The sequence below is a fragment of the Desulfosporosinus fructosivorans genome (genome assembly GCF_004766045.1).
GTDB lineage: Bacteria > Bacillota > Desulfitobacteriia > Desulfitobacteriales > Desulfitobacteriaceae > Desulfosporosinus > Desulfosporosinus fructosivorans.
This window is the reverse complement of sequence record NZ_SPQQ01000001.1, coordinates 711,741-737,046: the sequence shown is the minus strand read 5'-3', so window position 1 is coordinate 737,046 and position 25,306 is coordinate 711,741. Positions and strand designations below refer to the sequence as shown.

General features: G+C 44.8%; 27 protein-coding genes. 1 reads left to right on the top strand and 26 read right to left on the bottom strand.

Features of this window, described 5'->3' with window-relative positions; translation table 11 throughout:
• Positions 1–32: 32 nt before the first annotated feature.
• From E4K67_RS03580 to E4K67_RS03470, 23 genes are all read right to left on the bottom strand, one after another.
• Positions 33–299, bottom strand: coding sequence for a YggT family protein (locus E4K67_RS03580; protein ID WP_243454321.1), 267 nt, complete (start codon positions 297–299; stop codon positions 33–35).
• A 12-nt stretch (positions 300–311) separates the two neighbouring features.
• Entirely contained in the window at positions 312–749 is a 438-nt protein-coding gene (locus tag E4K67_RS03575; protein ID WP_135545000.1) for a cell division protein SepF, read from the bottom strand.
• Positions 750–808: 59 nt separating this feature from the next.
• The gene (locus tag E4K67_RS03570; protein WP_135544999.1) at positions 809–1,507 is read right to left on the bottom strand and encodes a YggS family pyridoxal phosphate-dependent enzyme; all 699 of its coding nucleotides are present in this window, start codon (positions 1,505–1,507) and stop codon (positions 809–811) included.
• A 179-nt stretch (positions 1,508–1,686) separates the two neighbouring features.
• Positions 1,687–2,616, bottom strand: a complete 930-nt coding sequence (locus E4K67_RS03565) for a biotin/lipoyl attachment domain-containing protein (protein WP_135545181.1) — start codon at positions 2,614–2,616, stop codon at positions 1,687–1,689.
• Between the two features lie 175 nt (positions 2,617–2,791).
• Complete coding sequence (locus E4K67_RS03560; protein ID WP_135544998.1) at positions 2,792–4,162, bottom strand: HAMP domain-containing sensor histidine kinase; 1,371 nt, start codon at positions 4,160–4,162, stop codon at positions 2,792–2,794.
• 4 nt (positions 4,163–4,166) lie between these two features.
• Positions 4,167–4,859 carry a response regulator transcription factor gene (locus E4K67_RS03555; RefSeq protein ID WP_135544997.1) on the bottom strand — a complete coding sequence of 231 codons (693 nt, stop codon included), beginning with the start codon at positions 4,857–4,859 and terminating at the stop codon, positions 4,167–4,169.
• 91 nt (positions 4,860–4,950) lie between these two features.
• Positions 4,951–5,769, bottom strand: a complete 819-nt coding sequence (gene pgeF / locus E4K67_RS03550; RefSeq protein WP_135544996.1) for a peptidoglycan editing factor PgeF — start codon at positions 5,767–5,769, stop codon at positions 4,951–4,953.
• A gap of 276 nt (positions 5,770–6,045) precedes the next feature.
• Positions 6,046–6,309, bottom strand: a complete 264-nt coding sequence (locus E4K67_RS03545; protein ID WP_135544995.1) for a YlmC/YmxH family sporulation protein — start codon at positions 6,307–6,309, stop codon at positions 6,046–6,048.
• Between the two features lie 251 nt (positions 6,310–6,560).
• Positions 6,561–7,334 (bottom strand): RNA polymerase sporulation sigma factor SigG, encoded by a 774-nt coding sequence (gene sigG / locus E4K67_RS03540; RefSeq protein ID WP_135544994.1) that lies wholly within the window; start codon positions 7,332–7,334, stop codon positions 6,561–6,563.
• A gap of 60 nt (positions 7,335–7,394) precedes the next feature.
• The gene (gene sigE / locus E4K67_RS03535) at positions 7,395–8,072 is read right to left on the bottom strand and encodes an RNA polymerase sporulation sigma factor SigE (RefSeq protein ID WP_243454328.1); all 678 of its coding nucleotides are present in this window, start codon (positions 8,070–8,072) and stop codon (positions 7,395–7,397) included.
• A 48-nt stretch (positions 8,073–8,120) separates the two neighbouring features.
• Positions 8,121–9,038 carry a sigma-E processing peptidase SpoIIGA gene (locus E4K67_RS03530; RefSeq protein WP_135544992.1) on the bottom strand — a complete coding sequence of 306 codons (918 nt, stop codon included), beginning with the start codon at positions 9,036–9,038 and terminating at the stop codon, positions 8,121–8,123.
• A gap of 315 nt (positions 9,039–9,353) precedes the next feature.
• Positions 9,354–10,415 (bottom strand): cell division protein FtsZ, encoded by a 1,062-nt coding sequence (ftsZ, locus tag E4K67_RS03525; protein ID WP_135544991.1) that lies wholly within the window; start codon positions 10,413–10,415, stop codon positions 9,354–9,356.
• 455 nt (positions 10,416–10,870) lie between these two features.
• The gene (locus E4K67_RS03520) at positions 10,871–11,200 is read right to left on the bottom strand and encodes a small basic family protein (RefSeq protein WP_135544990.1); all 330 of its coding nucleotides are present in this window, start codon (positions 11,198–11,200) and stop codon (positions 10,871–10,873) included.
• 20 nt (positions 11,201–11,220) lie between these two features.
• Complete coding sequence (locus tag E4K67_RS03515) at positions 11,221–11,946, bottom strand: cell division protein FtsQ/DivIB (RefSeq protein WP_135544989.1); 726 nt, start codon at positions 11,944–11,946, stop codon at positions 11,221–11,223.
• A gap of 165 nt (positions 11,947–12,111) precedes the next feature.
• Positions 12,112–13,377 (bottom strand): UDP-N-acetylglucosamine 1-carboxyvinyltransferase, encoded by a 1,266-nt coding sequence (gene murA / locus E4K67_RS03510; RefSeq protein ID WP_135544988.1) that lies wholly within the window; start codon positions 13,375–13,377, stop codon positions 12,112–12,114.
• A gap of 94 nt (positions 13,378–13,471) precedes the next feature.
• Complete coding sequence (gene murB, locus E4K67_RS03505; protein ID WP_199242446.1) at positions 13,472–14,407, bottom strand: UDP-N-acetylmuramate dehydrogenase; 936 nt, start codon at positions 14,405–14,407, stop codon at positions 13,472–13,474.
• Positions 14,322–15,164: a hypothetical protein gene (locus tag E4K67_RS03500; RefSeq protein ID WP_243454320.1), complete on the bottom strand. Its 843-nt coding sequence runs from the start codon at positions 15,162–15,164 to the stop codon at positions 14,322–14,324. The genes murB and E4K67_RS03500 overlap by 86 nt, the downstream gene beginning before the upstream one ends.
• A gap of 207 nt (positions 15,165–15,371) precedes the next feature.
• Positions 15,372–16,481, bottom strand: coding sequence for an undecaprenyldiphospho-muramoylpentapeptide beta-N-acetylglucosaminyltransferase (gene murG / locus E4K67_RS03495; RefSeq protein ID WP_135544986.1), 1,110 nt, complete (start codon positions 16,479–16,481; stop codon positions 15,372–15,374).
• Positions 16,482–16,502: 21 nt separating this feature from the next.
• Complete coding sequence (gene spoVE, locus E4K67_RS03490) at positions 16,503–17,600, bottom strand: stage V sporulation protein E (protein WP_420841517.1); 1,098 nt, start codon at positions 17,598–17,600, stop codon at positions 16,503–16,505.
• Positions 17,601–17,620: 20 nt separating this feature from the next.
• Positions 17,621–18,991, bottom strand: a complete 1,371-nt coding sequence (gene murD / locus E4K67_RS03485) for a UDP-N-acetylmuramoyl-L-alanine--D-glutamate ligase (protein ID WP_135544985.1) — start codon at positions 18,989–18,991, stop codon at positions 17,621–17,623.
• Between the two features lie 182 nt (positions 18,992–19,173).
• Positions 19,174–19,521, bottom strand: coding sequence for a PAS domain-containing protein (locus tag E4K67_RS03480; RefSeq protein WP_135544984.1), 348 nt, complete (start codon positions 19,519–19,521; stop codon positions 19,174–19,176).
• 56 nt (positions 19,522–19,577) lie between these two features.
• Positions 19,578–20,156, bottom strand: a complete 579-nt coding sequence (locus E4K67_RS03475; protein WP_158408387.1) for a GNAT family N-acetyltransferase — start codon at positions 20,154–20,156, stop codon at positions 19,578–19,580.
• A gap of 121 nt (positions 20,157–20,277) precedes the next feature.
• Complete coding sequence (locus E4K67_RS03470) at positions 20,278–20,931, bottom strand: DNA alkylation repair protein (protein WP_243454319.1); 654 nt, start codon at positions 20,929–20,931, stop codon at positions 20,278–20,280.
• 172 nt (positions 20,932–21,103) lie between these two features.
• On the opposite strand from E4K67_RS03470, the gene E4K67_RS29640 reads away from it, so the two are divergent.
• Positions 21,104–21,316: a hypothetical protein gene (locus E4K67_RS29640; RefSeq protein WP_158408386.1), complete on the top strand. Its 213-nt coding sequence runs from the start codon at positions 21,104–21,106 to the stop codon at positions 21,314–21,316.
• Positions 21,317–21,328: 12 nt separating this feature from the next.
• Here E4K67_RS29640 and mraY read toward each other — a convergent pair whose 3' ends face one another.
• Genes mraY through E4K67_RS03450 form a run of 3 tightly spaced genes read right to left on the bottom strand, consistent with a single transcriptional unit; the run spans position 21,329 to position 25,238 of the window.
• The gene (gene mraY / locus E4K67_RS03460) at positions 21,329–22,336 is read right to left on the bottom strand and encodes a phospho-N-acetylmuramoyl-pentapeptide-transferase (RefSeq protein WP_135544981.1); all 1,008 of its coding nucleotides are present in this window, start codon (positions 22,334–22,336) and stop codon (positions 21,329–21,331) included.
• A gap of 15 nt (positions 22,337–22,351) precedes the next feature.
• Positions 22,352–23,773: a UDP-N-acetylmuramoyl-tripeptide--D-alanyl-D-alanine ligase gene (locus E4K67_RS03455; protein WP_135544980.1), complete on the bottom strand. Its 1,422-nt coding sequence runs from the start codon at positions 23,771–23,773 to the stop codon at positions 22,352–22,354.
• On the bottom strand, positions 23,754–25,238 hold the full coding sequence (locus tag E4K67_RS03450) for a UDP-N-acetylmuramoyl-L-alanyl-D-glutamate--2,6-diaminopimelate ligase (protein WP_135544979.1): 1,485 nt from the start codon (positions 25,236–25,238) through the stop codon (positions 23,754–23,756). Before E4K67_RS03450 ends, E4K67_RS03455 begins: the two co-directional genes overlap by 20 nt.
• Positions 25,239–25,306 lie beyond the last annotated feature (68 nt).

The following is a 25,306-nucleotide window of genomic DNA, read 5'->3' as shown; positions in this document are numbered from 1 at the left end:
TAAGTCCACTTCGATCTGTCGAATAGTTCATTTCAGAAGATAAATTGTCTAACGATCACAGATTGAATCAGATTCAGCACAATGATTGCTACGATCGGGGAAAAATCGATTGCACCTGCTGCACTGCCGATTTGAAAACGCTTAAACGGCTTAAGGAGTGGATCTGTCACATCAGTAAGAAGGGCACTAAATTTATGGGACTGGTATTTAGGAAAATAGGACAGAATCGTTCGAATCACGATCGCGAAAATGAGAATGGTGATCACCTTGTCAGCAACTTGAGCGATTAGTGAAATCAACGTAAAACCTCCCTATTTTTGCCAGAATAATCCCTTGTCTTTAAGTTCATCGCGCATCTCTCCCGAAATATCAACGTTCGTAGGCACGAATAAGAAAATTCCATTTCCAACTTTTTGCATGTTGCCATTTAACGCATAGGTTGTCCCACTGATAAAATCCACGATACGTTTAGCTAACATTTTTTCAGTGTTTTCCAGATTAACAATAACTGGTCGGCGCGATTTTAGTTGATCAGCAATATTTTGAGCTTCTTCAAAAGAACTTGGTTCCATCACAACCACGCGCATTTGCTTTTGAGAATGGATACTTACTACCTGAGCATTTTTACGACTTGAGCGCACCTCTTCTTGTGAGTTCTTTTCCCTATCATTCTCTTCAAAAATATCATCCTCTGGCTCCTCATCTGAAAATCCCATAATTCCGATCACTTTGTCAATTAATTTCGCCATTTATCCTATCTCCTTCACTAAGTTTATTCACTTCCAAGACTAAGTCCTCTGACCTCAGTCTATCCTCGTTCTCCAAAAATCAGACGTCCGACGCGAACAAGAGTTGCCCCTTCCTCGATAGCCATTTCGAAGTCTCCACTCATCCCCATCGAAAGCTCACGTAAATCTACGCCCGACATTTTTGCAGTTTGCAGCGTATCCCTTAGTACCCGTAGCTGACGAAAAAATCCTTTCGTTTCAGCCGCACTAGCTTCCAATGCCCCTATAGTCATTAATCCTTGAACTCGGACATGGGGATAATCCCCAATTAACTTTAGAAAGTCTGGTACTTCCTCTGGCATAAATCCCGCCTTTGCAGGGTCCCTAGCGATATTGACTTGAACGAGTGTTGTCCAGATTATACCACATCGTTCCCCTTGTGCGTTAAGAGTCTTTAATAACGAAGATCGATCAAGTGAATGAATCATAGAAACAGATTGATCTAAGTACTTTACTTTGTTAGTCTGAAGACTTCCCACCAGGTGCCACTCGCAATCATTTTCTAGAGAAGGGGCTTTCTCCAACCATTCTTGAACACGATTTTCCGCAAAACTACGTTGTCCAACACGATAAGCCTCCTCTAAGGCTGAAACTGGCTGGGTCTTAGATACTGCCAATAATCGAACACTTCCCGGGTCCCGATTACTCCGGGCTACAGCTCGGTCTATCCGTTGACGAACCTCGACTAAGCGTTGCTCAATACCTGAACTTGTCAACATTAGAATATCCCCTTCGCAATAAATTCTACGCCCTTTCGTCGTTTCCTGCTTATAAAGCTCTAACCTAAATATTTTTTATACTAGTCAGAAAGTATAAACTTACGTTTATATACTTTCTGGAAGCATAAGTGCAACTAAGGCTATCGCCAGCGCCTGAGGGCTTGTGGCTCTAGCCAAGATTACTTTACATCAGCCGCTAACCCTTCCAGTCCGTCACGAGGGGTTATCACGATGGGAATACCACTCGTCAGATTTTCAATGCAGGCTTGACTCTCATCTTGATCAAGGACTTTAACCTTCTTAAAATGCACAACTCCCTCACTCCAGAGAAAAACTCCGAGTTCCTCTCCCTGCGTCCACAGAGCACTTATGGGAACGAGAACCCCACTAGTCGGTGATTGGTAGCTCCAGGTCACTTCTTGACGTCGCTTGGTCGCTGATCCATCGATATAATAAGGAAACATTACGACCACTCCCATAGGTTTCTCAGATTTACGCAAAATTTTTGCACTGGCTGTTTGCTCTCCTATCGTTAATCTTATCGTCTTCCCGATAGTAAGGCCCTCGATACTTGAAAGTTCGAGGAAGGCCTGAGTGGGAATGAGGTTATTCACTATTTTGCCGACATACTCCCCTTGTTGAACGTTAGTTGTTGGAATTTTAACGTTAGCTGCCTGGGCCAATAATCTATCCAAATCCATAGAAATTAAGTTTTCAGAAGTTATGATAGCTTCTAATCCATCAGTTTGACGGAAAAATAACCCTCCCATTGTTGCTGGAATCGTTTGGTTAATAGCATTTTCTTGTTTGGTTCCAGGGGTAGCTCCTTCAGGTAGAAGGGTTGCCACGCCCTCTCCTCGCCTGAATCGCTGTCCATCTTCACCAATATATTGAACATTACCAGAGACAGGAGCAGCAATTGGTAGCTCCTGATTCGCATAGGTTGCTGTAACTTTACGTTCATGAGTAATCGTTCCGATTTGGGCCACAGCAAATTTAATAGTCCTCGTATCGAAATTTGAGCGATAGAACCAGAAGATCCCTCCGGCTAAGGCGATCATCAGAACACCCCAAAACAGATAGATTGTTTTTTTTCCTTTTCCCGCCATGGCTCCCTCCAGTTCGTAGTTCGTAGTTCGATATTCGTGGTTTGACACAGTCCACATACTCTATGTTCGATATTCAGATTTTCATTTCGTTTTCGTTTTCGGTTTCGTCATTCAGTTTCGTCCGTACTACATACACGCCACGTATCACGTATCACGTACTGCAGCGAATCCACGATTAAGCTCGGGGCAAATCAACCGTAAAGATAGTCCCCACCCCTAGCTGAGAAGTTACACTAATTTTGCCACCCATGCCTTCCAGCAAATGTTTAACAATACTAAGACCTAGACCCGTTCCCCCTTGTTCTCGTGAACGGGCCTTATCCACCCGATAGAAACGCTCGAAAATCCGTGGCAGCATCTCTTCTGGGATGCCACAGCCCGTATCTCCGAATTCTAAGTGAATGTAATCCGGTCCCACACGTGCCTGCAGCCAAACACGCCCCTCTGTTGTATATTTGACCGCATTTTCTAGCAGGTTTAGAAGAAGTTGACTCAGGAGATTTTCCCCTATTAATAACGGTGGCATAGTTTCCGGAAGATCCACCTCTACTTTAATTCCTTTAGCCTGAGCAAAACTCAGAATTACTGGTTTTATGGTTTCATAAGCCTTCTGAACATAACTCGCGTTATCTGAAGTCACTTCAGGGCGATTATCCCGTCCTTCAAAATGGGCTAAAGAAAGCAGGTCATCGATCAGGCGTTGCAGGCGTAAGGTTTCCGCTTGGATAATCTTGAGAAATCGATCACGTAAGGAGGGGTCTTCGGCCGCTCCATCCAGAAGGGTTTCAACAAATCCTTTAATAGAAGTCAGTGGAGTCCGTAATTCATGAGAAACATTCGCTACAAATTCTGTCCGCATTTGTTCCAGACGCCGTAGTTCCGTAACATCATGAATCACGATGACCGCACCTCTTATCTGACCCTGTCCACTTAGAATCGGGTTGATCTGACTTTGAACCTTCCTTTGGGCTATATAGGTTTCTCGCGTCGCTGAAAGTTGTTGCCCCGAAAGCACCTTACGGATTAAGTGCTCCAATTCCGAATCATAAGTCAACTCCAACAGATATTTCAATTCTCGATTCGTTCCTTGTCTTTCAAAGATCCTTTCAGCTGCCGAGTTAACCAAAACAACCCGCCCAACGTGGTCCACTGCCACTACGCCTTCTTGCATTCCCGCCAAAATAGTCTCCATCTTGTATGCTTCCTGGGTTCCATTTTGAACAATCAGCTCAACGTGACGGGAAAGACTATTTAATTCTGTTGTAAATTGCCCAAGTTCATCTGTCGAATCGGTTAAATGAATATGTTCAAAATCTCCTCTAGCAATCCTTTGAGTCGCAAAATGAAGTTTCTCCATCCGCCGAGATAATTGGCTGGCATAGATGTAAACTACCCCTGCGGGTAGACCCACTGCTAATAATATAACTCCGAAATCAATTCGTTGCACATTAGAGGCTATCCTCACACTCTCTCCGACCCAGAATAAAAGAAGAGAAAGCCCCGTCATCGCCATAAAAAGTCCTGTTAATCGCCATTTTATACTCATCACGTTATCCTTTAAAGCGGTAACCAATCCCGCGTAGAGTCTCAATATATTCAGGATTAGAAGGATCTCTTTCCACTTTTAGTCGCAGGTGACGCACATGAACATCGACAGTTCGAGTATCCCCATCATATTCATATCCCCAAATCCGTTCCAACAGCTCGTCCCGCGAATATACCTTCCCCGGGTGAGCAACCAAAACGCGTAGAAGTTCAAATTCTTTGGGAGTTAGCTCAGTTTCTTCTCCCCTCACATGAACACGAAATCCTGTTACATCAACCCGCAACTCACCCCGAATAATAACCTTAGCATCCGTATCCTCCTCCTGAGAATTCGGACGGCGCAAACGAGCTTTAATACGGGCCAACAATTCACGCGGACTGAACGGTTTGGTCATATAATCATCTGCACCTAACTCGAGTCCTAAAACTTTATCAAATTCCTCACCCTTGGCAGTTAACATAATGATGGGAATTTGTTGGAATTTAGGATTAGATCGAAGTTTTCGGCAAACCTCTAATCCATCCATACCCGGGAGCATCAGATCAAGCACAAGGAGGTCAGGTTGGTCATTTTCCACATGCTGTAAGGCTTCTTGACCATCCTTCGCTACACTAACAAGGTACCCTTCCTTTTCTAAATTGAATCTGAGAAGTTCCAGAATTGGTTCCTCGTCATCAACTACTAATATCTTTGCCACCTATATCCCCCCTATTGATGCGTGATGCTCGAGGTGCGATTTTGATTATCCACCACTCGTGCAACGAGCCTCACTCATCTGCTTCGCACTTTCAGTCGTGCCTCGAACTTCGCATATTGATCCACCCTGCCATTCGTCCTGTGCACGCTCCATCCCGTCGATGGGAAAAGAACCATTCAGGATTATCCGCAGTGCAGGTAGCTGCCACGTCAATATTTTCCGGTCTAACGCCTTTTTCCAAAAGCGTAGTCTTGTTAGCCTCCCATAAATCTAGAAGATAATGTCCATCCTCTTGCCTAGACAAAAATGGTGTCTCTGCAAAATTTGCACGAAACTGGGTTGCTACGGTTTCATCCACGAAGTAACAACATGGGCCAATGCTTGGACCTATTGCTACCCAAGCCTTTTCCGATCGTCCTCCAGCTTTTTCAAAACACTCCAAGACCTTTTGCCCCATCTTTTGGGCAGTTCCTCTCCAACCAGCGTGCGCGATTCCAACAGCCTGAATATCTGGAAAATAAAAGAACATAGGAACACAATCTGCAAAATAGCTCATCAATCCAATGGCACTCTGCGTCACTAATCCGTCCACAGCTGGGATTGCAGTCTCCAATTCAAGAACCCCACGGCCCCCATCTTTCTCATCCACCCATAAAACATTCGTGCCATGAACCTGTTCGCCCACCGCCACCCTCGAGCAGGGAAACTCCCAGTGATCTAACCAACGCTTTCGGTTTTCCAAAACCGCACTGGGGTCATCACCTACATGAAGTCCTAAATTGAACGTATCGTAGGGAACCGCGCTTACTCCCCCAACCCGAGTCGAGAATCCCACGTCAACCCCTTCAGCTTGCCATTTGGGAAGAGTTAGGTAGTTCAAGCTTCCTCTTTTTTGCCATTTCCAGCGCATTCCTCTTACTCCTTCAATTTCCTTTAAATATACCATTTTATAACCCAGAGGACAAACCTGCCATTAGTCCTAGTAGAGACGAGCCAAGTGATGGAATTATAAAGAAAACTTGGCTAGCGCCAGGCCATCGGGCGCAGGCGGTCGCCTTAGTTGCACTTATACTAGTCAGAAAGTATATAATTAATCGTTATACTTTCTGACTAGTATAAAAAAAGCATAAGCCCTTATCCTGTAGCGGGTTTATGCTTGTCAAATATTTTTGTAAATTATCAATGATCATAGGTCTGTGTTAAATTCAGGCAAATCCTTGGCATCTACTAAGATGACGTCAACTCCTATTTTCTTCACACGGTCCCATGGGATAATATAATCATCCGACTTACCATTACCAAAAAGCCCCCAACTCCGCGTGGGCCCTGGCACAATAATTCCTTTGACGACGCCACGTTCTAGATCCAAATCTAGGTCTTTGATAGGACCTAACCTTCGTCCATCCTTAACATTGACAACATCCAATAATCGCAATTCCGAGATTCGCATTGTTAAGCCCCCCCTTAAACGAGGCTCGATCGCGTGAGGTGAGAGGTTCGAATATTACACACAAGCACCTCTCGTACATCGCGCATAAGTGTATCGCGCTTCGTGCCTTATATATCATCATATGAAGGGGGGACTCAAAATAGCCTAGTCTCTACACATATTAACGTATTTTGCCTAATCAAGGCCCGATGTTCGAGGTCCATAGCCTAAATATCGCGCTATGTACCTTAAACCTCGTGCCACACACCTCACTAAACATACTTGCGCATGTGTTGCATGGCGGCTTTCTCAAGTCGGGATACCTGCGCCTGGGAAATCCCGATCTCATCCGCAACCTCCATTTGAGTCTTGCCGTTGAAGAACCGCAAGGATAAAATAAGCTTTTCTCGTTCACTGAGACGTCGTAATGCTTCCCGCACAGCAAGCCCCTCAATCCAACCAGTGTCAGATTGCTTATCATCCCCTATTTGATCCATTACAAAGATTGGATCCCCTCCATCATGGTAGATTGGTTCAAACAAAGAAATCGGTTCTTGAATAGCATCCAAGGCAAAAATAACTTCTTCTCGTGGTAGACAAAGTTTAGTAGCTATCTCCGTTACTGTTGGTTCACGTGAACATTCACAAACCAATTGATCTCTCACCTGAAGCGCCTTGTATGCGATATCTCGCAGGGATCGGCTTACCCGTATCGGATTGTTATCTCGCAAATAACGTCGGATTTCCCCAATGATCATGGGGACGGCATAAGTAGAAAACTTAACGTTTTGTCCAAGATCAAAATTGTCGATCGCTTTCATCAAGCCAATGCAACCGACTTGAAAAAGATCATCCACGTATTCTCCGCGATTTGTAAACCTCTGAATCACACTGAGAACAAGACGTAGATTTCCATGAATAAGTTTGTCCCGTGCGCTGCGATCTCCAGCTTGGTAAATTACAAACAACTCTTTCATTTTAACGCTGGATAAAACAGGCAATTTCGAGGTGTTCACTCCACAAATCTCAACTTTATTTAATGCCAAATTCCGAGCACCTCCCCAGCCAACAATTCTGTTGGGAAGTATGCCCTAACAAAGTTTAGGTTATTCCAATCGACAAAATTCTTTCCGTAATCTGCGAATAATCCTTTTCTCGAGACGAGATATATAAGACTGTGAGATACCCAGTCGATCAGCTACTTCTTTTTGTGTTTTCTCAACGCCATTATCCAAGCCAAATCTTAGTTCCATAATTACCTTTTCTCTATTCGTTAACCTCCCCATCGCCAAATGTAGTAACTGCCGGTCTACCTGTTCTTCAATAGGCTTCGAGATAATGTCATTTTCTGTACCCAAAACATCTGATAAGAGTAATTCGTTCCCATCCCAATCAATATTTAAGGGTTCATCAAACGATACTTCTGAGCGGGTCTTATTGTTTCGTCTAAGATACATTAAAATTTCATTTTCAATACACCTGGATGCATAGGTGGCCAGTTTTATTTTCTTTTGAGGATCAAAGGTGTTGACCGCTTTAATTAACCCAATAGTTCCTATGGAAACCAGGTCTTCAATCCCTATCCCAGTATTTTCGAATTTCCGAGCAATATACACCACTAAGCGCAAGTTGCGTTCGATTAAAATATCCCGAATGGAACCGTCACCTAATTCCAACCGTTCCAAGAGGACCCCTTCTTCATCAGAGTTGAGTGGTGGCGGAAGGGCTTCACTGCTTCCAACATAATAGATTCCACTGACTCCAAAGATTTTCTGACGTAGCATGAACCAGAAGCGTCTGGCCCTATCTTGAACATTCCTCCACCACATCACTTATTCATCTCCACCTTTCTGCACATGTTCAGGGTGTATTAAAGCTTGGTATTCACCCTCTGAACTTAACACTTGTTTGACGAGTGCCACCGTTGCCTTGATCTGCCGGGATCCCTTTTTGTCAAAACACGTCACGCGCTCAGGTCTTATCCCCATAAGCCAGCTCTGACGATCAATTGCCTGAAAAGGAATGAATACTAGGCGTTTCACTAGACTGGGATTAAGCTTCCATAACAATGGCCAAGGGTCAGCGTAGTCATTCCAAGGGATATTTAGAAAGGATCTCACATTATCTGGCAAAGACGCAACGGCAACCTCCTCTTCCAGCAGAATAACAGGTAACCCATTCAAGGGATCACGCAAATGATTCCCAGTGTCCAACAACGCTTTAATGCAGACTACCCCACGTCCCTCACCACCAAAATCAATTTCCAAATCGTAAATCACTTGCTCCAAAACCGCATTTCTTTCTTGCCACCGTAGCCAAAGACGCTGCAAAAACCACCACATTAATGCCCCCAACGGAAGGACCCAAAGATTTTTTAGGGCCAGCGAAAAGAGCTCGCTACCTAATCCGTTATCAAATTGCACCCATCCCCATACTGCATACACAAAACCGCCGAGTCCTGCTGAAAGAAGCCAAAACCCAACCATTGCTTTGAAAAAAGTGTACGGTCTCCGTGCAGTGAAAGTGACTCCAACCATTAGAAACGGAATAACCCATTTGCTTAACGTTGTCCACGGAGAAGCGGAATAACAAGCTAGAAGCACTGGAATTTCTCCGAGAAGGACTCCAGCCAAGATTCGGCTGGGTCGGACTGGGAGACGAATGAGTCGACTGGTGAGAGTGAGAATAAGGGCGTCCATCCCTCCATTAATGAGAATATCCAGGTCGAGATAAGTCTCTGCTACGCCCATCTAGTGCACCCTTTCCATACGCTTCTCACAAAATTATACCTAAAGACAGTAGTAAAACCTGTCGCTTTTCGTGGGTTAGAATGGAATTTTTTAGGAGAACAAATGCATGTCGCGTATGAATTCTTTAAGGTATTCTATATGTCGACAGAATGTGCCAACTTATCGGGTGAGATAGCCTAGCAGTGAGCATATGTGAGCAAATATAAAAAGCCTGTCTGAAATAGAAATTTATCTATTTCAGACAGGCTTTGCTATTCACCCAGCCTTGAGGGGCTGGCCTTAGGTGGTCGTGTCCTGTAGGCAAGTATGCTTGAACTAACGACGACGTCTCAGAAATTCTGGAATGTCAACGTCTCCTTCTTTCGATACAGGTTTGATAATATTTTCCTGCGCTTTCCCCGGTGCAAGACCAAAACCAGCCCACTGCTGATCAAAGCCAGTTGCGATGACGGTGACTCTAATCTCTTCCTTGAGGTTCTCGTCAATGACCGCACCAAAGATAATATTTGCTTCAGGGTCTGCGGCTTCCGCAATAATTCCTGCAGCTTCGTTCACTTCAAAGAGAGTTAAATTAATCCCTCCGGTAATATTGAGAAGGACTCCTTTGGCTCCTTCAATCGAAGTTTCCAGCAGCGGACTAGAAATTGCTTTACGAGCTGCGTCAGCGGCACGGTTTTCCCCAGTTGCCTGACCAATACCCATAAGAGCAGAACCCGTATTCGACATAATAGTCTTAACATCGGCGAAGTCCAAATTTATCAGACCTGGGACCGCAATTAAATCCGAAATCCCTTGAACCCCTTGGCGTAGAACATCATCTGCAATGCGAAAAGCTTCATGGATCGTAGTATGCTTGTCCACTACTTGCAACAAACGATCATTAGGGATAGTAATTAGAGTATCTACTTTGCTTTTTAGCTCTGCGATTCCCTTTTCTGCCTGCATAGCCCGTTTTCGGCCTTCGAAGGTGAATGGACGTGTAACTACGCCTACCGTCAGTGCTCCCATTTCCTTGGCCACTTCTGCAACGATAGGTGCTCCTCCAGTTCCCGTTCCACCGCCCATTCCCGCAGTAACGAAGACCATATCTGCGCCCTTTAATACCCTTGTAAGTTCTTCACGGCTCTCTTCAGCCGCTTTAGCCCCTATTTCTGGATTTGCGCCTGCTCCAAGTCCTTTGGTCAACTTTATCCCTATTTGCACTTTCTGACCTGCACGGGATAGCTGTAAGGCCTGGGAGTCAGTATTTACTGTGACAAAATCTACTCCTTGTAAACCAGCGGTAATCATACGATTAACCGCATTGTTTCCACCGCCACCGACACCAATCACTTTAATCTCTGCACATTGCATCAAGTCAGTATCAAATTCTAGCATCTAAGCTTTAACCCCCTCGCTTTATTCATGTTCGCGGCACCCACTTCTATAAGTAGGTTTTCCATGTTCTGCTTCTGGTGGGTAGAGTCCCCCACCGAAGTCCGCTGTTCAGCTTTGGCTGAACGTGTTCAATCTGGTTCTATGCTTTGGATAAGTACACGTTAAACTAAATTATTCAACTGCGCCGTCCAAACACTCGCTTGTATTCACTAAAATGAGTTGACACATGCCCACTAAAGTGAGAAATTATCCTTCCAACACTTTAAAGCACACAACATAACGAATTCGATATGTTTATGCTTTAACCCTTTTTTTTGAAATAAAAACTTTTTTTACAGTTTATGAATCGGCACGCGCTTAAACTACGGGCACGATGCCTCGTGTCCTTACTCATGCCTTTATCCACTCACGAGACACCCACTTCTACAAGTGGGTGCGGTCCCTCGTACCCTAATTTACTTTTTTATCAGATGACGTCGAATGCTTCCTAGATTTTGGAATAACCGCACACCAAATGCTACAACAGCAGCCAAATAGAGATCCACTCCAATACGATCACCGACGTACGCCAAAAAAGCTGCTAAAAGCATGTTACTAAAAAAGCCAGACAAAAACACCGCGCTATCGAAATGTTCTTCCTGCGCTGAGCGGATCCCACCTAAGACGGAATCTAGTGCTGCTAATATTCCAACGGATAAGTATTTGGCATATTCGATTGGGACAGAAAACGGGCTTACATACCCAATAGCCAATCCTAATACTAATCCTAATAACGGTAACCACATGTTCATTCTTCCTCCCTGACCTAGCGACCAATTACAGGTTTTGCCGCCGTGAAATCAATATATCTTACCCCTTGCTGAAATGACTTATACTCATTATCGCTGACCAGTTGAAAAAGCGCATTTAATTTTAGTTTCCAGTCGTTAGCTTGTCCCAGTCGAACTTCAACCCCACTTCGTAAGTACATCGTCATTTGCTGAGAAGGATCTACGTGCAGTTCTCCAATCTGAGAAAGCAACTCTGGTGGGGCTTGTCCCAGCAAGTTGAGCGCGGCCATAAGGGATGGGTTTGCTAAGTTTTGTCCCGGTCCCACTGTATCCTTAAGATCAATTCCAGTAAGCACCGGATGATCATTTTTAGGCCAACTCTCTAAACGGCGTAAAAAAGTCCCCTGCCCGTCCACCTCTAAGACCCCTTTTGGTACAACGACCAAGGCAACAGGAGTCCGTTCAGTAACCTTAATGACAAGCGTCTGAGGAAGCTTCCGCTGAAACTGAACACTTTGAACAAGCGGATGTAATGTAATTTTATGACTGAGTGCCTCTTGATCAAATAAAAATAGATTTTGCCCCTGTACCCCGCTGGTTAGTTTTAAGATTTCACCTTCCGGACTCAAGTTAAGACCTTGTACTATTATTTTTTGTACTGTAAAAGTACTAGACCGAAAGAAAAGAGCCAAACCCATAGCAAGCAATATCGTCAAGACTGCAACATATAAGTAGGACGTATTCATTTTCTTGGGTTTCATTTCTCAATTCCTCCTTTTCCCAGTATAACGAATACAGTCCTATTTTGTCATGTTTTTTATAAAAAAAATTGAAAATAAGCTTATATTACTCCTGTTAAAATCCAAGTCCTAAGTCTAAAAGGTTTGTGGTTCGAATATCAAATATCGGACATCGAACCACGAATTTTATCCTTCTTGATAAATTCTCAGCAACTTTGCTCCTAACTGACGATATTTCTCTTCTAAATCTTCGTACCCTCGATCAATGAAGTCCACCTTTTCGAGTACAGTTACTTCCTCAGCAGCTAAGGCTGCAAGGAAGAGCGCGGCCCCTGCCCGAAGGTCTGTAGCCTCCACAAAGGCCCCTTCAAGCGTCTCAATCCCGCGAATAATAGATGTTCTTCCCTCAACCGTTATTTGTGCTCCCATACGACGTAACTCATCTACATGCTGGAAGCGGTTTTCGAAGATTGTTTCCGTTATGATGCTCGTTCCTTCCGCACACGTGAGCATGGCCATAAACTGCGGTTGCATATCTGTAGGAAATCCCGGGTATGGCATTGTCTTAAGGTCCACGCCCCTAATTTTCCCCCGATGCTGAACACGAATCGAATCATCTAAAAGGGTTACGCTTGCTCCAGCCTGACGTATTTTAGCAATAACAGGTTCCAAGTGTTCAGGTACAACATTCTCAATCAGTACATCCCCTTTAGTCATAACCGCAGCAATCATATGCGTGCCGGCTTCTATTCGATCGGGTATGACTGTATGTTCAGCGGGCTGGAGCTTTTCTACCCCGTCAATCCTAAGAACATCCATACCTGCGCCACGTACTTTTGCTCCCATCTTGTTCAAGAGATTTTGTAAATCCACAATTTCAGGTTCGCGGGCCGCATTGCGAATCACTGTGATCCCTTTAGCTAAGACAGCTGCCATCATAATATTTTCAGTAGCCCCAACACTTGGGACATCCAAGTACACATCGGCACCTAGTAACTGATCTGTCCATGCTTCAATGAAGCCATGTTTTTCTTTAACCTTGACTCCTAGCTGTTGAAGCCCCTTAATATGTTGATCCATTGGACGCGAACCAATAGCGCACCCTCCCGGTCTAGATATCTTCACCCGTCCGTACCGGGCTAATAACGGGCCTAAAATGAGATTAGAAGCGCGCATTTGCCGCATAAGCCCTTCATCAACCTCACAGGACTCTAACCCACCCGCATTGATATACATCGCCTTATTTTGGCGCACAACCCCACATCCCAGGTGCTCAAGTACTTCGATCATATGCCTAATATCAGCTAACTCCGGGATTTCTAACAAGGTGGATGTCCCTTCAGCTAGTATGGTTGCAGCTAATAGAGGAAGGGAAGAGTTCTTCGCCCCGCTCACCCGGATTTTCCCTTCTAATCGCTGTTTCCCAGTGATGACATAGCGATCCATCGCCATGATATTACCCCCTTTTCGTCTGTGTAGATCTGTTTCGAGGCTTGTTGATTTGTAAATTCAATTCCGCGAATCGTACAAATTAAGCTTTTTGGTATTAGTTGTTCTCCAAACTTTGTTCGCCTTTAATTCGTGCATCGCTCCTCGTGTATTGTGTATCGTTTAAGTAAGCTACTTCCGTTTGCAAGATAACTCCAAATTCCAACTCTACACTTTTCTGGATCTTCTCGATCAAAGTGAGAACATCGATAGCCTTGGCATTACCCGTATTCACAATAAAGTTCGAGTGTTTAGTAGAAACCTGAGCTCCTCCCACGCCTCTCCCTTTCCAACCAGCGGCTTCAATTAGTCGCCCGGCCGAATCACCCGGAGGATTTTGAAAAACACTTCCCGCACTTGGCTTCTCAAGAGGTTGATTGAGAGCTCTCTTCGTTAAGTTTTCTTTCATCTCCTGCAAAATCGTTTCACGATCCCCTGGAGCAAACATAAGTTCAACCTCCAGTACCCACGCGTGGCCGCGCAAGGAACAGGACCGATAAGCAAATTCGAGTTCAGCTTTTCCTACCTTCTTAACCGTACCATCCGGCCAAAGTGCAGTAACAGCAGCTATGTGAGGAGCCATTGCTCCTCCATGAGCACCAGCATTCATCATAACTGCGCCGCCAACAGATCCGGGAATTCCCCGAGCAAAGGCTAAGCCGCTAAAGCCACGTTCCCCCGCTTCTTGGGCTAAACGGGCTAACGGGTACCCCGCTTCAACCTGAACTGTGTAATTACCCCACTCTATCGCTCGCAGTGATGTGGTCACCAATGTAACCCCAGGAAGCCCTGAATCCGGAACCAGTAGATTTGAACCCTGCCCGATTAACCAAACAGGGACATCTGCCTTCTGAGCACGTTGCCACACCGTCGCCAGGTCCTCCTTTGTTTGGGGCCAATACACAGCCTCAGCGGGCCCACCAATCTTCCACGTGGTCAATTGGTGCAGAGGGTAATTCTTCTCCACCCGTCCAGCCATTCCATCCAATATCATTAATGTTCCACCTCAAGTTATCCGTCATTATTATATTCTGCCAAAAAGAACTAAGAGCCAACCGAATATCCAGCCAAGAAACTCCTAATTCAATGCACCTTGCGATTGTTTCAGCAGCTACATGCTCTTCCATTAGTTCAGGCCACCTTGGAACTTGGCCAACGAATTTCAGACCATCTTGCCCTTGATAAAAATCGATCCTATCTGCGCGGACTTCCCAAGTCACTTTTTCTTCGGCTCCGACATTCGGGGAAGGAACTAAGTTCGTGGCTCGGCGCGCTTCGTAAGAGCCCACCATCCACGACTCAGGTATGACCCAATGGTTGCCTTGTTTTCTTTCGCATTGCCAATCCCCGTCTGTCGTCGGCCAGAGTATAGTTGGTTCAAATCCAGCCTCATGCAAAACATGCCCTAACAAGGGTCGCCCTTCTATTAAAATCGTCGGTTCAGAAACTCTTAAAATTTCATAATCCTCTAAAATATTATGTATGAATGATTCAATCGATTGCTGGTTCAAGCCTTCTGAGAAGGCATTTTCTCGCCCCTCAGACCAGAATAAGATGTCCGTCACAGGCCCTGCCCCCTCGGTCGCAGCCTTTTGATCAAATGGCTTCTCCCACCAATTTTCTATGATCCCTCCGCTTAAATCCTCCGCCTCGAAAAATTCAAGCTTCATCCCCTTCAACACGGCCCTAACTCCGTTAATTCCTGGAGCCGCAGAAGAGGCAACCAATTGTATCTTTCTCTTTGGCCACACCACGCTCACTCCTTTCGTTTGTATACTGCCATATGCTATGCATTGGAGTAAAAAGGTGTGAACGTAATCGTGGTTAGATATTCTTGGTTCGTGGTTAGAACGGCATACATGTGGTTGAATATTATATTTGTGGTTCGAACCACAAACTTAATCTTCAAATCCGTTGTTCTCCGTTCGAACCACGAATATCGAACCACAAACCACGAGCTAGTGCCAAGCAGTGGACTTACAAAGGTCCACGATCTTATCCAAAGCGTGTGGCTGAGCCAGTGTCTTAGCCGCAGCACCCATTTCAGTAAGGAGCGAAGGTTGAGTAATCAGCCCCTCCAATTCTTTCCACAATCGTTGACCGTCTAATTCAGAGTCTAGAATAATTTTAGAAGCGCCCACCTGTGCTAGTGCCTGGGCATTATATTCTTGATGATTTTCAGCTGCAAAAGGGTAGGGAATTAACAGACTGGGAATACCCGCAACCATCAACTCAGCCAGAGAAGTTGCCCCTGCCCGTCCCACAAAAATGTCTGTACAGGCGAGAGCCTCGGGCATATCTTTCAAATACTCTAGGACGCGCCACTGAGGACGATCCCAGAAAATCCCCCGTTTCTTTAACCCCTCAACAGTTTCCGTATACGTCGTTTTTCCGGTTGCCCAGATCACCTGAATATCCGAGTGTTGGGCAAGCTGCGACAAGACCTCGATCATAGCCTGATTTAACATTCGAGCACCTCTGCTCCCGCCTGTCACCAGCAAAGTTAATCGATCCGGTCGCAACTTAAATTTTGCTGCCCCTGCCTCTCGAGACACATGTCCAATTTCGGGGCGGACCGGTAGTCCAACAAGATCTAGCTTCTTCTTAACACCAAAACGTTCCATACTCTCTGGGAAAGTTACCATGACACGGCGTACTACCCGGGCCAAAACTCGATTGGTAATTCCAGGCAAAGCATTTTGTTCATGAAGCAACGTTGGAATATTAAAAAGGGCAGCCGTCAAAACAACAGGGCCTGACACATATCCCCCTGTTCCTATCACCAGATCGGGATGAAACTGATGCAATATTTTCTTCGTCTCCCAGAGGGCCTTGAAACTTGTACCGATAACCTTTATCGTATCCAGACTTAATCTACGTGGAAGTCCCTTTCCTGAGATCCCCGCAAACTTTATGCCCGCCTCCGGCACCAAGCGCGCCTCCATTCCATCCTTTATTCCCACATAGAGAATTTTGGTTTCAGGATCACGCGCCAACAAACCTTTGGCAATAGCTAACGCTGGATAAATATGCCCACCTGTTCCACCACCAGTCAAGATTACACGCACCTTGGTTACCCCTTTCCTACACTACCTGACTTCCCTGGAAATATTCAACAGAACACCAACCCCTAGCATAGTAAAGACAAGCGATGTACCCCCATAACTTATAAATGGTAAGGTAATCCCGGTGACCGGCAATACCCCGCTAACTACGCCCATATTAATCATCGCCTGTATGGATACCATAGCCGTTAATCCAACCGCGAGAAAACCCGTAAATTCATCCGGGGCCCTCATTGCCACCCTAAATCCTCGCCAAGCGAAGAAGAAGAAGAGCAAAATTACCAAGGAAGCACCGATAAAACCCAGTTCCTCCCCAATCATAGCAAAGATGAAATCAGTATGATTCTCCGGCAAATAAAGAAACTTCTGTCGACTTTGCCCTAAGCCCAAACCAAACAGTCCACCTGGACCTAACGCCAAAAGTGCTTGAATCGTCTGATACCCTTTTCCTAAAGGATCGGCCCAAGGATCCAAAAAAGCAAAGATACGCCGCATTCTATATGGGGCAGCTGCAATCGCTGCAACCACTAACCCAAGCCCCATCCCCGCTAATGAAACAATATGGCTTACCCGCGCGCCAGCTGCTATTAACATAAAAAATGTCGTAGCCGCTATAACCAAGGTCGTTCCCAGATCAGGTTGCAGCATAATAAGCCCTGCTATCACCCCAAGCAACCCAAGAATAGGCAAAACCCCTTTGCGAAACGATTGAATCTTATGTGGGTCAAGTGCTAATACATGAGCCATTACCAACACCATAGAAAGTTTAATAACCTCAGAAGGCTGAATCGACAACGGGCCCAGCCCAATCCAACGATCCGCTCCATTAACCCTGCGCCCAATTCCTGGTATTTTCACTGCAATTAGTAAGGCAATCGCTATAATGAGGGCTGGCTTAGCAAATCTGCGCAACATTTTCAGATCCACCCACATGCCTATGACCATTGCACTGAGCCCCATTAGAGCCCATATGACCTCCATCTTGAGAAAGTGATAGGGATCATCAAATTGTATGTACCCTCTGACTGCACTTGAGCTGTACACCATAATAAAGCCTATCCCTAACAGAGCCAGAATCGCTCCAAGCAAGACCATATCCGGTCGATGCCTTCGCATGTGCATATATAGTTCCCCCTTTAATCTTAAATGGGTTTACTATAATGCCTACGCACTAACTCCTTAAACAATTCCCCTCTTTCTTCATAACTCTTAAACATATCCCAACTTGTACAAGCAGGGGATAATAAAACCACATCCCCAGGTATGGCCTCACCTATCGCCTTCTCTACCCCATCCTCAAATGTGGTAGCCCTAATAATCGTCTGTACCCCTTCATCTCGAGCCGCCTTTTCCATCTCATCAGCCGCTAAGCCCAATAAAATTAGACTTTTAACCTTTACTCGAACAACCTTCATGAAATCATGAAAATCAAGTCCTTTGTTTTTCCCCCCCGCAATCAGAACTAAAGGTTCCTCAAACGCCAACAGAGCCTTAGTTGCTGCATCTGTGTTAGTCCCTTTAGAATCATTGACAAAAAGAATCCCCTCAAAACTCCCTACAATTTCTTCTCGATGCTCCACCCCTTTGAACTCAGAGAGTCCTTCAGCAATCTCAGTCCAAGAAAGGCCAAACGCTCTCGCTGTCGCTGCTGCTGCCATAACATTTTCCAAATTATGAGCACCCCGAAGATGGAGATCCTTGCGCGGAATAATGGGAATCATAGTCCTCTTTTCTTTTTCCGAATATACGATCTCATCGTGCCACAGACTAATTCCGTCCTGCAAAAAAGAGGTTGGACTAAAATACAAGACCCGACTTTTCAACTTCGGTCCCAAATCCCGAACTAATGGATCATCCCAATTCAAAATTGCCAAATCTGTAGCTGTTTGGTTCTCAAAAACTCGTGCTTTGACCCTAAGATACTCTTCTAACGTACCGTGCCTGTCCAAATGATCTGGGGTGATATTCAGTAAAATAGCCACGTGGACACGCAGTTTATCAATAAACTCTAGTTGAAAGCTCGAAAGTTCAGCCACAACTATACTATCTTCTCCCAAGCCCTTCACTTGCCCGCTTAAAGCCACCCCAATATTTCCAGCGACAACCGTAGGCCGACCCGTTCTCTTCGCTAATTCGCCGATCAAAGTAGTTGTCGTTGTTTTCCCATTGGTACCAGTTATCCCAACACATAGACCAGGACAATCAACCATAGCAAGCTCAACTTCACTCCACACAGTAACATTTTGAGAAATAGCCTCCTGTACCAAGGAAAGTTTAGGAGATACCCCTGGGGATAATACCAAAAGTACCGGCTTAATCCCTATTAATTCAGGTACACTGCCAAGAAGCAAATGTGCCTGATCAAGTCCTAATTCCTCAACACCAGCGAGCTGCTCCAGCGTCTTACTATCTGTCAAGAAAACCTCCGCACCTAAACGCTGCAGCTTCTGCACGGCCGCTTGACCACTCAAGCCTGCACCAATAACCAAGACTCGTTTATTCATCCAATTCACACTAAAATCCTCCGTTCTTCTGCAAGTATAGGGACGGATCTCTAACTTGCATTCCGAGCTATGCATATGCGAGCCCCTTGCCATACGGGCATCTTTGCCTACTTAGTGATGGTTCCTTCTCGTTACCCATTGGCTACAAAAACACTCGACCATTCATCTATTGTAATGATGAATGAGTTCAATTACTTTTGCAAATTCATCTCAAACCTCTCAAAATAACCTATCAAATCTCCAAGATCATCTCTGACCGGAACAATGTAAATTCTTTCATTTCGTCCATTAACCATCAAAAACACTTCATTTGCATGTTTTTTAAGTTTTTCAACACATGATTTTATCATTTCTTCTGATTTCGGATTCTGATGACAATCAAACAACGACTTGCCAATCAACTCACGATAACCTCGCTCTTGGTAATAATGGTATTCTGCCCTTTTGTTCATGTATCTTATAATGTGTTCACAATCAACAAATACAATCGGATAAGGGTAAGAATCTAAAATATAAGAAAGCATCTTTTCTCTATCCATAAAAATCCCTCCTTCATGCAAGTTGGGTCGAGTAGGTACAAGTTGGGGGACAGTTCTTATACTTGCATTCTTTTTAGGTTTTTTCCTAGTTCTAACGATGCATAAGAATCCTTGGAAAGCATTTTATTACCACAATATTTAATAATTGTATCGAACCCTAATTTAGTCCAAAAATATATACCTAACCAATTTCTAAGTGAAACTCCAAGCCTAGCTTGATGGAATCCTAATCCATGTGCCTGTTTACATAATTTATTTATGACTTCCTGACCATAGCGATTGTTTCTGTAATCATCACACAGCAAAAGTGTAGCAATATACAATACCTCTTTGACAGGATAGCCATGATAAAATTCTATAAATCCAATGATTTCAAATGAATTTTTATGGATAATTACTTGAATTTTATAGAACTCTTTCATTCCATTAGGCGGTAAATGACCCTTGACTACACCATTAAGTACATAGTCGGGTGTCAATTCATCATCCCTAGTCCATCCTTCCGTACTTCGAGACTGCGTATATATTTCTTGTAATCTGTCCACATCCTGTAAATTTGCATCCCTAATAATCATTCTTTCAGTTTCCCATAATTCCGACATCAGATATTGGTCTGCTAACTCACTTCTCAGCACAAATATCCCCCCTATTTTACGTTGAAACATATTATCTTGTGATTCTAGATAAATCAAAACGGAGCGGCGAGGAGAATGTCCCTAAGTGATTTGCAGCCAAATTTCCAAAATAGCGACGAATCTACAAATATTTACTTGCTTCACGAACACTGAGAGTGTTCAGTGTATTACACTCTAAAAACGATTTTACCCACTCTTTATCAGTCTTCGAGTACTCTCTCAATGCCCAGCCAATAGCTTTATTAATAAAAAATTCTTTATTATTACTGTTCCTAGTAATAATAAACTTCAGTAATTCTGCATCTGTATTTTCCTTATATTTTAGTTGGAATAAAATTGAAACTCGGGCAAGCCATATATTATCACTTTCAGCCCAACTTAATATATGACTTTGGACAATTTCTTGATGTTTGGCACATAAATTTCCGGTAATATTTGAAGCAAGGATGTCCACGCTGTCCCACCACGATTTATTAATAATTAACAACTTAATTCTATCCATATCAGCTTTCTGCAGACCATTCTTCAATGCAAGAATATAATCCAACGCCAAATACTGAAATTCACGTTCTGGTAAATCCCAAAGCATAAAAATAAAATCCCAGTCAATTCTTTTCTGTTTCTTTACTTGTTTGAAGAACTCCTTTTGTAATTCTGTCCTCTGTGGTTTCTGTATCCCTAAATATTGAAAGTGATCTTTCATATACGCCGACATTTTTGTGCCTTGGTCTTGATTTCTATGATCATAAAACGATTTAATAAGCTGATTATCCAAAGTAGTGACCTCCTATAGAGAAAAGTGTCTTAGCCTGTTCACACACGTTCCATCGAGCGTCAGTATCTCGCCGTTCGCAGATCTTGCGGCGATAAGGCTCGTTGTAGCGTCCGCGCCTTCACGACAGTCTATCCTAATGCAAGCTTAACAAGCTTAAGAACCGTCCCCCTACTTGCATAGAGGGTCCGTGATCACACGCTCCGACGCCTTTGCGGTCGTCGTAGCCAAACTCGGCTTTAAGCCGCTTTCATCGGCAGGGCGTGAAACAGGACGTTTCCCGCCGGCAACGGCCAAGGATGGCCGATTTGCCGGGAACCCTGCCCCTCTTGCATCAAGGATTAAAGCCCTAGTTTGGCTCGAAGAACGCATGGCCGAGGAGGTGTGACGCGGACCCTCCCTATCCAAGCGTAGGCAAATAAGCAGCGATCCCAAGGATCGCACAAATTAGCGCCCCAGACCAAAAAACTAGAACCACTTTCCATTCGCCCCAGCCCCCGAGTTCAAAGTGATGGTGGATTGGGGTCATACGAAAGATCCGCTTCCCCGTAGTTTGAAACGAAATAACCTGAATAATAACGGAAACTGCCTCAATAGCGAATAATCCGCCTATAATTATAAGAACCAATTCGCTCTTCGTGAGAACTGCTAAACTAACTAAGGCTCCACCCAAGGCCAAAGATCCAGTATCCCCCATGAAGACTCGGGCCGGATAGGTATTAAAACGCAAAAAACCAAGAGTTCCACCCACCAAGGCCGCTGCAAAGACAGCCATATCTGTCTCGTGCGCTAAAACCGCTACCCCACCTCCTTGGTTGGCTGCCAGAAGAGCAATCACAAGATAGCCGATACCTGTAAACATGGTACTTCCCGCCGCTAAGCCGTCCAAGCCATCTGTAAGATTAACCGCATTTGTCATTACTACGATCACCAAGGAGATTAAAATATAGTAAAACCAACCCAGATCCAAATGTATAGCCGTGAATGGGATAGCAACATCCGTACCCCTCCCCAGCCAATGCACGGATACCCACATTAGAATAAAAGCCAAGGCAAACTGTCCAATAAGTTTTTGGTAGGCTCGAAGGCCTAACGAACGATGCATGACTACTTTGATAAAGTCATCAATAAATCCAATTAAGCCATATCCCAAGGTTATACCCACCATTGTTACCATTTCTAGAGAAGTAGGTTTTTCTGCCGTCATCAAAGCACTGATAATAATACCGACGAGAAAAATCATCCCCCCCATTGTTGGGGTTCCGCCCTTTTTCAAATGTCTTTGGGGTCCATCGTCGCGTATAGTTTGACCAAACTTCAGACTCCTTAAGACTGGTATTAACAAAGGTCCCAGAACTAACGTAATGATAAGGGCTAATCCTGCCGCCATGACTAAACGCTCAGACATGTATATTTCCACCCTTTACTCCGATTCTTCTAATTGCACAGTGATCTCTTCCATTTTCATTCCTCGTGACCCTTTGATCAGAACCCATATCCCCGGACCATGCAGATTGAGGAGATCCTTTGCTTTCGCAACTGCTTCCTCGCGTATAGACGTCACCGTAATATGTTCTTCTGAGAATCCTGCCAAACGCGCTCCCTGTGCAATCTCTTCTGCCAATTTGCCCACGGTAATTAATTCACTAACTCCTAACTTGGCAAGTGTCTCTCCAACTTCACGATGCCCTGATTCGGCTGAGGTTCCAAGTTCATACATTTCGCCCAAAATAGCCAGAGTCTTGTTTCCACCTGCTCGCTCCTTAAGAACCTGCAACGAAGCCTGCATCGAAATTGGATTTGCATTATAGACATCGTTAATCAGAGTGGTTCCGAAGATCCCGTACCGTACCTCTAAGCGCATCTTAGACAATTCCAGCTTAGCCAATCCCGCACACCCTTCCGCCAACGAAACCCCCAGGACCTTACCTACAGTTAGCGCAGCAAGGGCATCTAAGACATTGTGTTTACCAGGTAGCGGCAGATTAGCCGTTGATTTTTCGCCCATATAACTTACGTCAAACGTCGTCCCCAGAGCTCCCCATGGCCTCAGTTTAGCTCCTTTAGTGTTTGGCTCTACTAAATTACCCTCAACACCATAGAATTGAATCGAATGCACGTCTTTTTTCGCCTTTTGTACAGAGAAGAAATCCTCAGCGTTTATTATAGCAATACCATCTTCCGGCAAGGCCTCAACTAGCTCCCACTTCGCTTGGGCAATTCGTTCCTGCGACTTTAATAGTTCTAAGTGTGTTGTGCCAATATTCGTTATCACTCCGACATCTGGTTTCGCGATGTCACATAAGGCCCTAATCTCACCCAAACCGCGCATTCCCATCTCAAGTACCAAGATCTCAGTACCTAGTGGCGCATTGAGTATGGTTAAAGGAAGTCCTAATTCATTATTATGATTTTCCTTATTGTGGTACACTTGAAAACGCTGAGACAGGACTACGGCGATCATATCCTTCGTAGTAGTTTTTCCATTGCTCCCAGTGATTCCAACCACCTTGGCACCAAGCTCCAAACGCCATGCTTGGGCTAATTTCTGTAGGGTTGCAAACACAGACTTTACGAGAAGTAGAGCCTTCCCATCAGGAACGAAAGGGGTCTTCTCTGGCCCTTGAAAACGGGCTTCCTCTGCAATCACTAAAATTGCCCCTTTTTTCCAGACGGCTTCCATATAATCGTGTCCGTCGACGCGTTCCCCTACTAGAGCAAAAAACATTTCCCCGCCCTGAGCTTGACGACTATCGATAATGCACCCTGCAACCTCTAAATCTGAGTTTCCGATCAAGTTCCCTTGCGCATTTCGAGCGACTTCCTCAACAGTCCACTTGCCCATATCCCAGCCCCCTCAATGCTTCACGCGCTACTTCCCTGTCATCAAACGGATGGATTTCTGTCCCGAAGATCTGATAAGTTTCATGCCCTTTGCCAGCGATCAAAATAGTATCTCCCGCCTTTGCCATGCGACAAGCGCTCCAAATAGCTTCCCTTCTATCGCGCAAGGCAACATAATCCACCCCAGAAATCCCGAGGAGCACCTCTTTAATAATTTGATCAGGTTCTTCAGTGCGAGGATTATCCGATGTCACAATGAGGAAATTACTCCCCATTGAGGCAGCCTCACCCATGATTGGCCGTTTTCCTTTATCCCTATCTCCACCACACCCAAAGACTGTGATAAGTCTTCCTTTGGTAAAACCCCGAGCGGTTCGTACAACGTTTTCTAACCCGTCAGGCGTGTGAGCGTAATCCACAATGACCTGGAATGGTTGTCCAAGACGGATACTTTCAAAGCGTCCTGGCACCCCTGGAATTTCCGCTAAAGCTTCAGCAACGGTTGCTGAGTCAAATCCCCGTTCAACGCCCCAAACAAAAGCAGCCAAGGCGTTATAAACACTAAAAACTCCAGGAGTAGAATACCGTATCTCTTGTATACCCTCATGAAAGCGTACCACAAAGCGCACCCCTTCCGAGGTGACTTCTACATCCTCTGCCCGATAATCTACCTCATTGTGAATTCCATAACTAACAACCGGAGCTGACGACGCTTGGCTTAGTTTAGAGTAGGAGGAATCATCCCCATTTAATATGCTGACCTTGGGCTGTTTCTTCCCTTCAAGACCGGAAAAAAGCCTACTTTTAGCGGCTAGATAATCCTCCATTGTCTTATGATAATCCAAATGATCCTGGGTTAAATTAGTAAAGATCCCCGCATCGAATTCACAGCCCGACACGCGTCCGAGGTCCATGGCATGCGAGGAAACTTCCATCACAGCCAAACTTACCCCAACTGCCACCATGTCCCCAAGCAGTTTTTGAACTTCAATAGCTTCTGGGGTTGTCCTTTCTCCTGGAATCTCCCGCCCATCTATCCGAGCACCGAGTGTACCAATTAAACCAACTTTCTTGCCATGCTTTGTCCCGATTTTCTCAATCAGATATGTAATCGTTGTTTTCCCATTTGTCCCAGTTACCCCGACTAATTCCAGCTGTTCGCTGGGATGGTCATACACAGTTGCAGCCAACTGCCCCAGGACCTGACGCACATTGGAAACCTTTACTTGAGGAACATCAATTGGCAAAAAATGATCAACGACTAAGGCCACAGCCCCTGTAGCGATAGCCTTCACCGCGAAGTCATGGCCGTCCACCTTAAATCCAGGCACGCAGGCATACAGATCACCAGGCTGAACTTGCCGAGAATCCATAGAGATTCCACTAACAATGATTTGACTATCCCCAGATGAAGCCATGACCTCAATTACTTTAATTATCTCCGCCAGTGATTTTGCTGTGGGCATTCCTCATCATTCCTCTCCAAGTTCTAACGTTAACAGCTCCTCAGCATCCTCATTAACGCATTCTATAT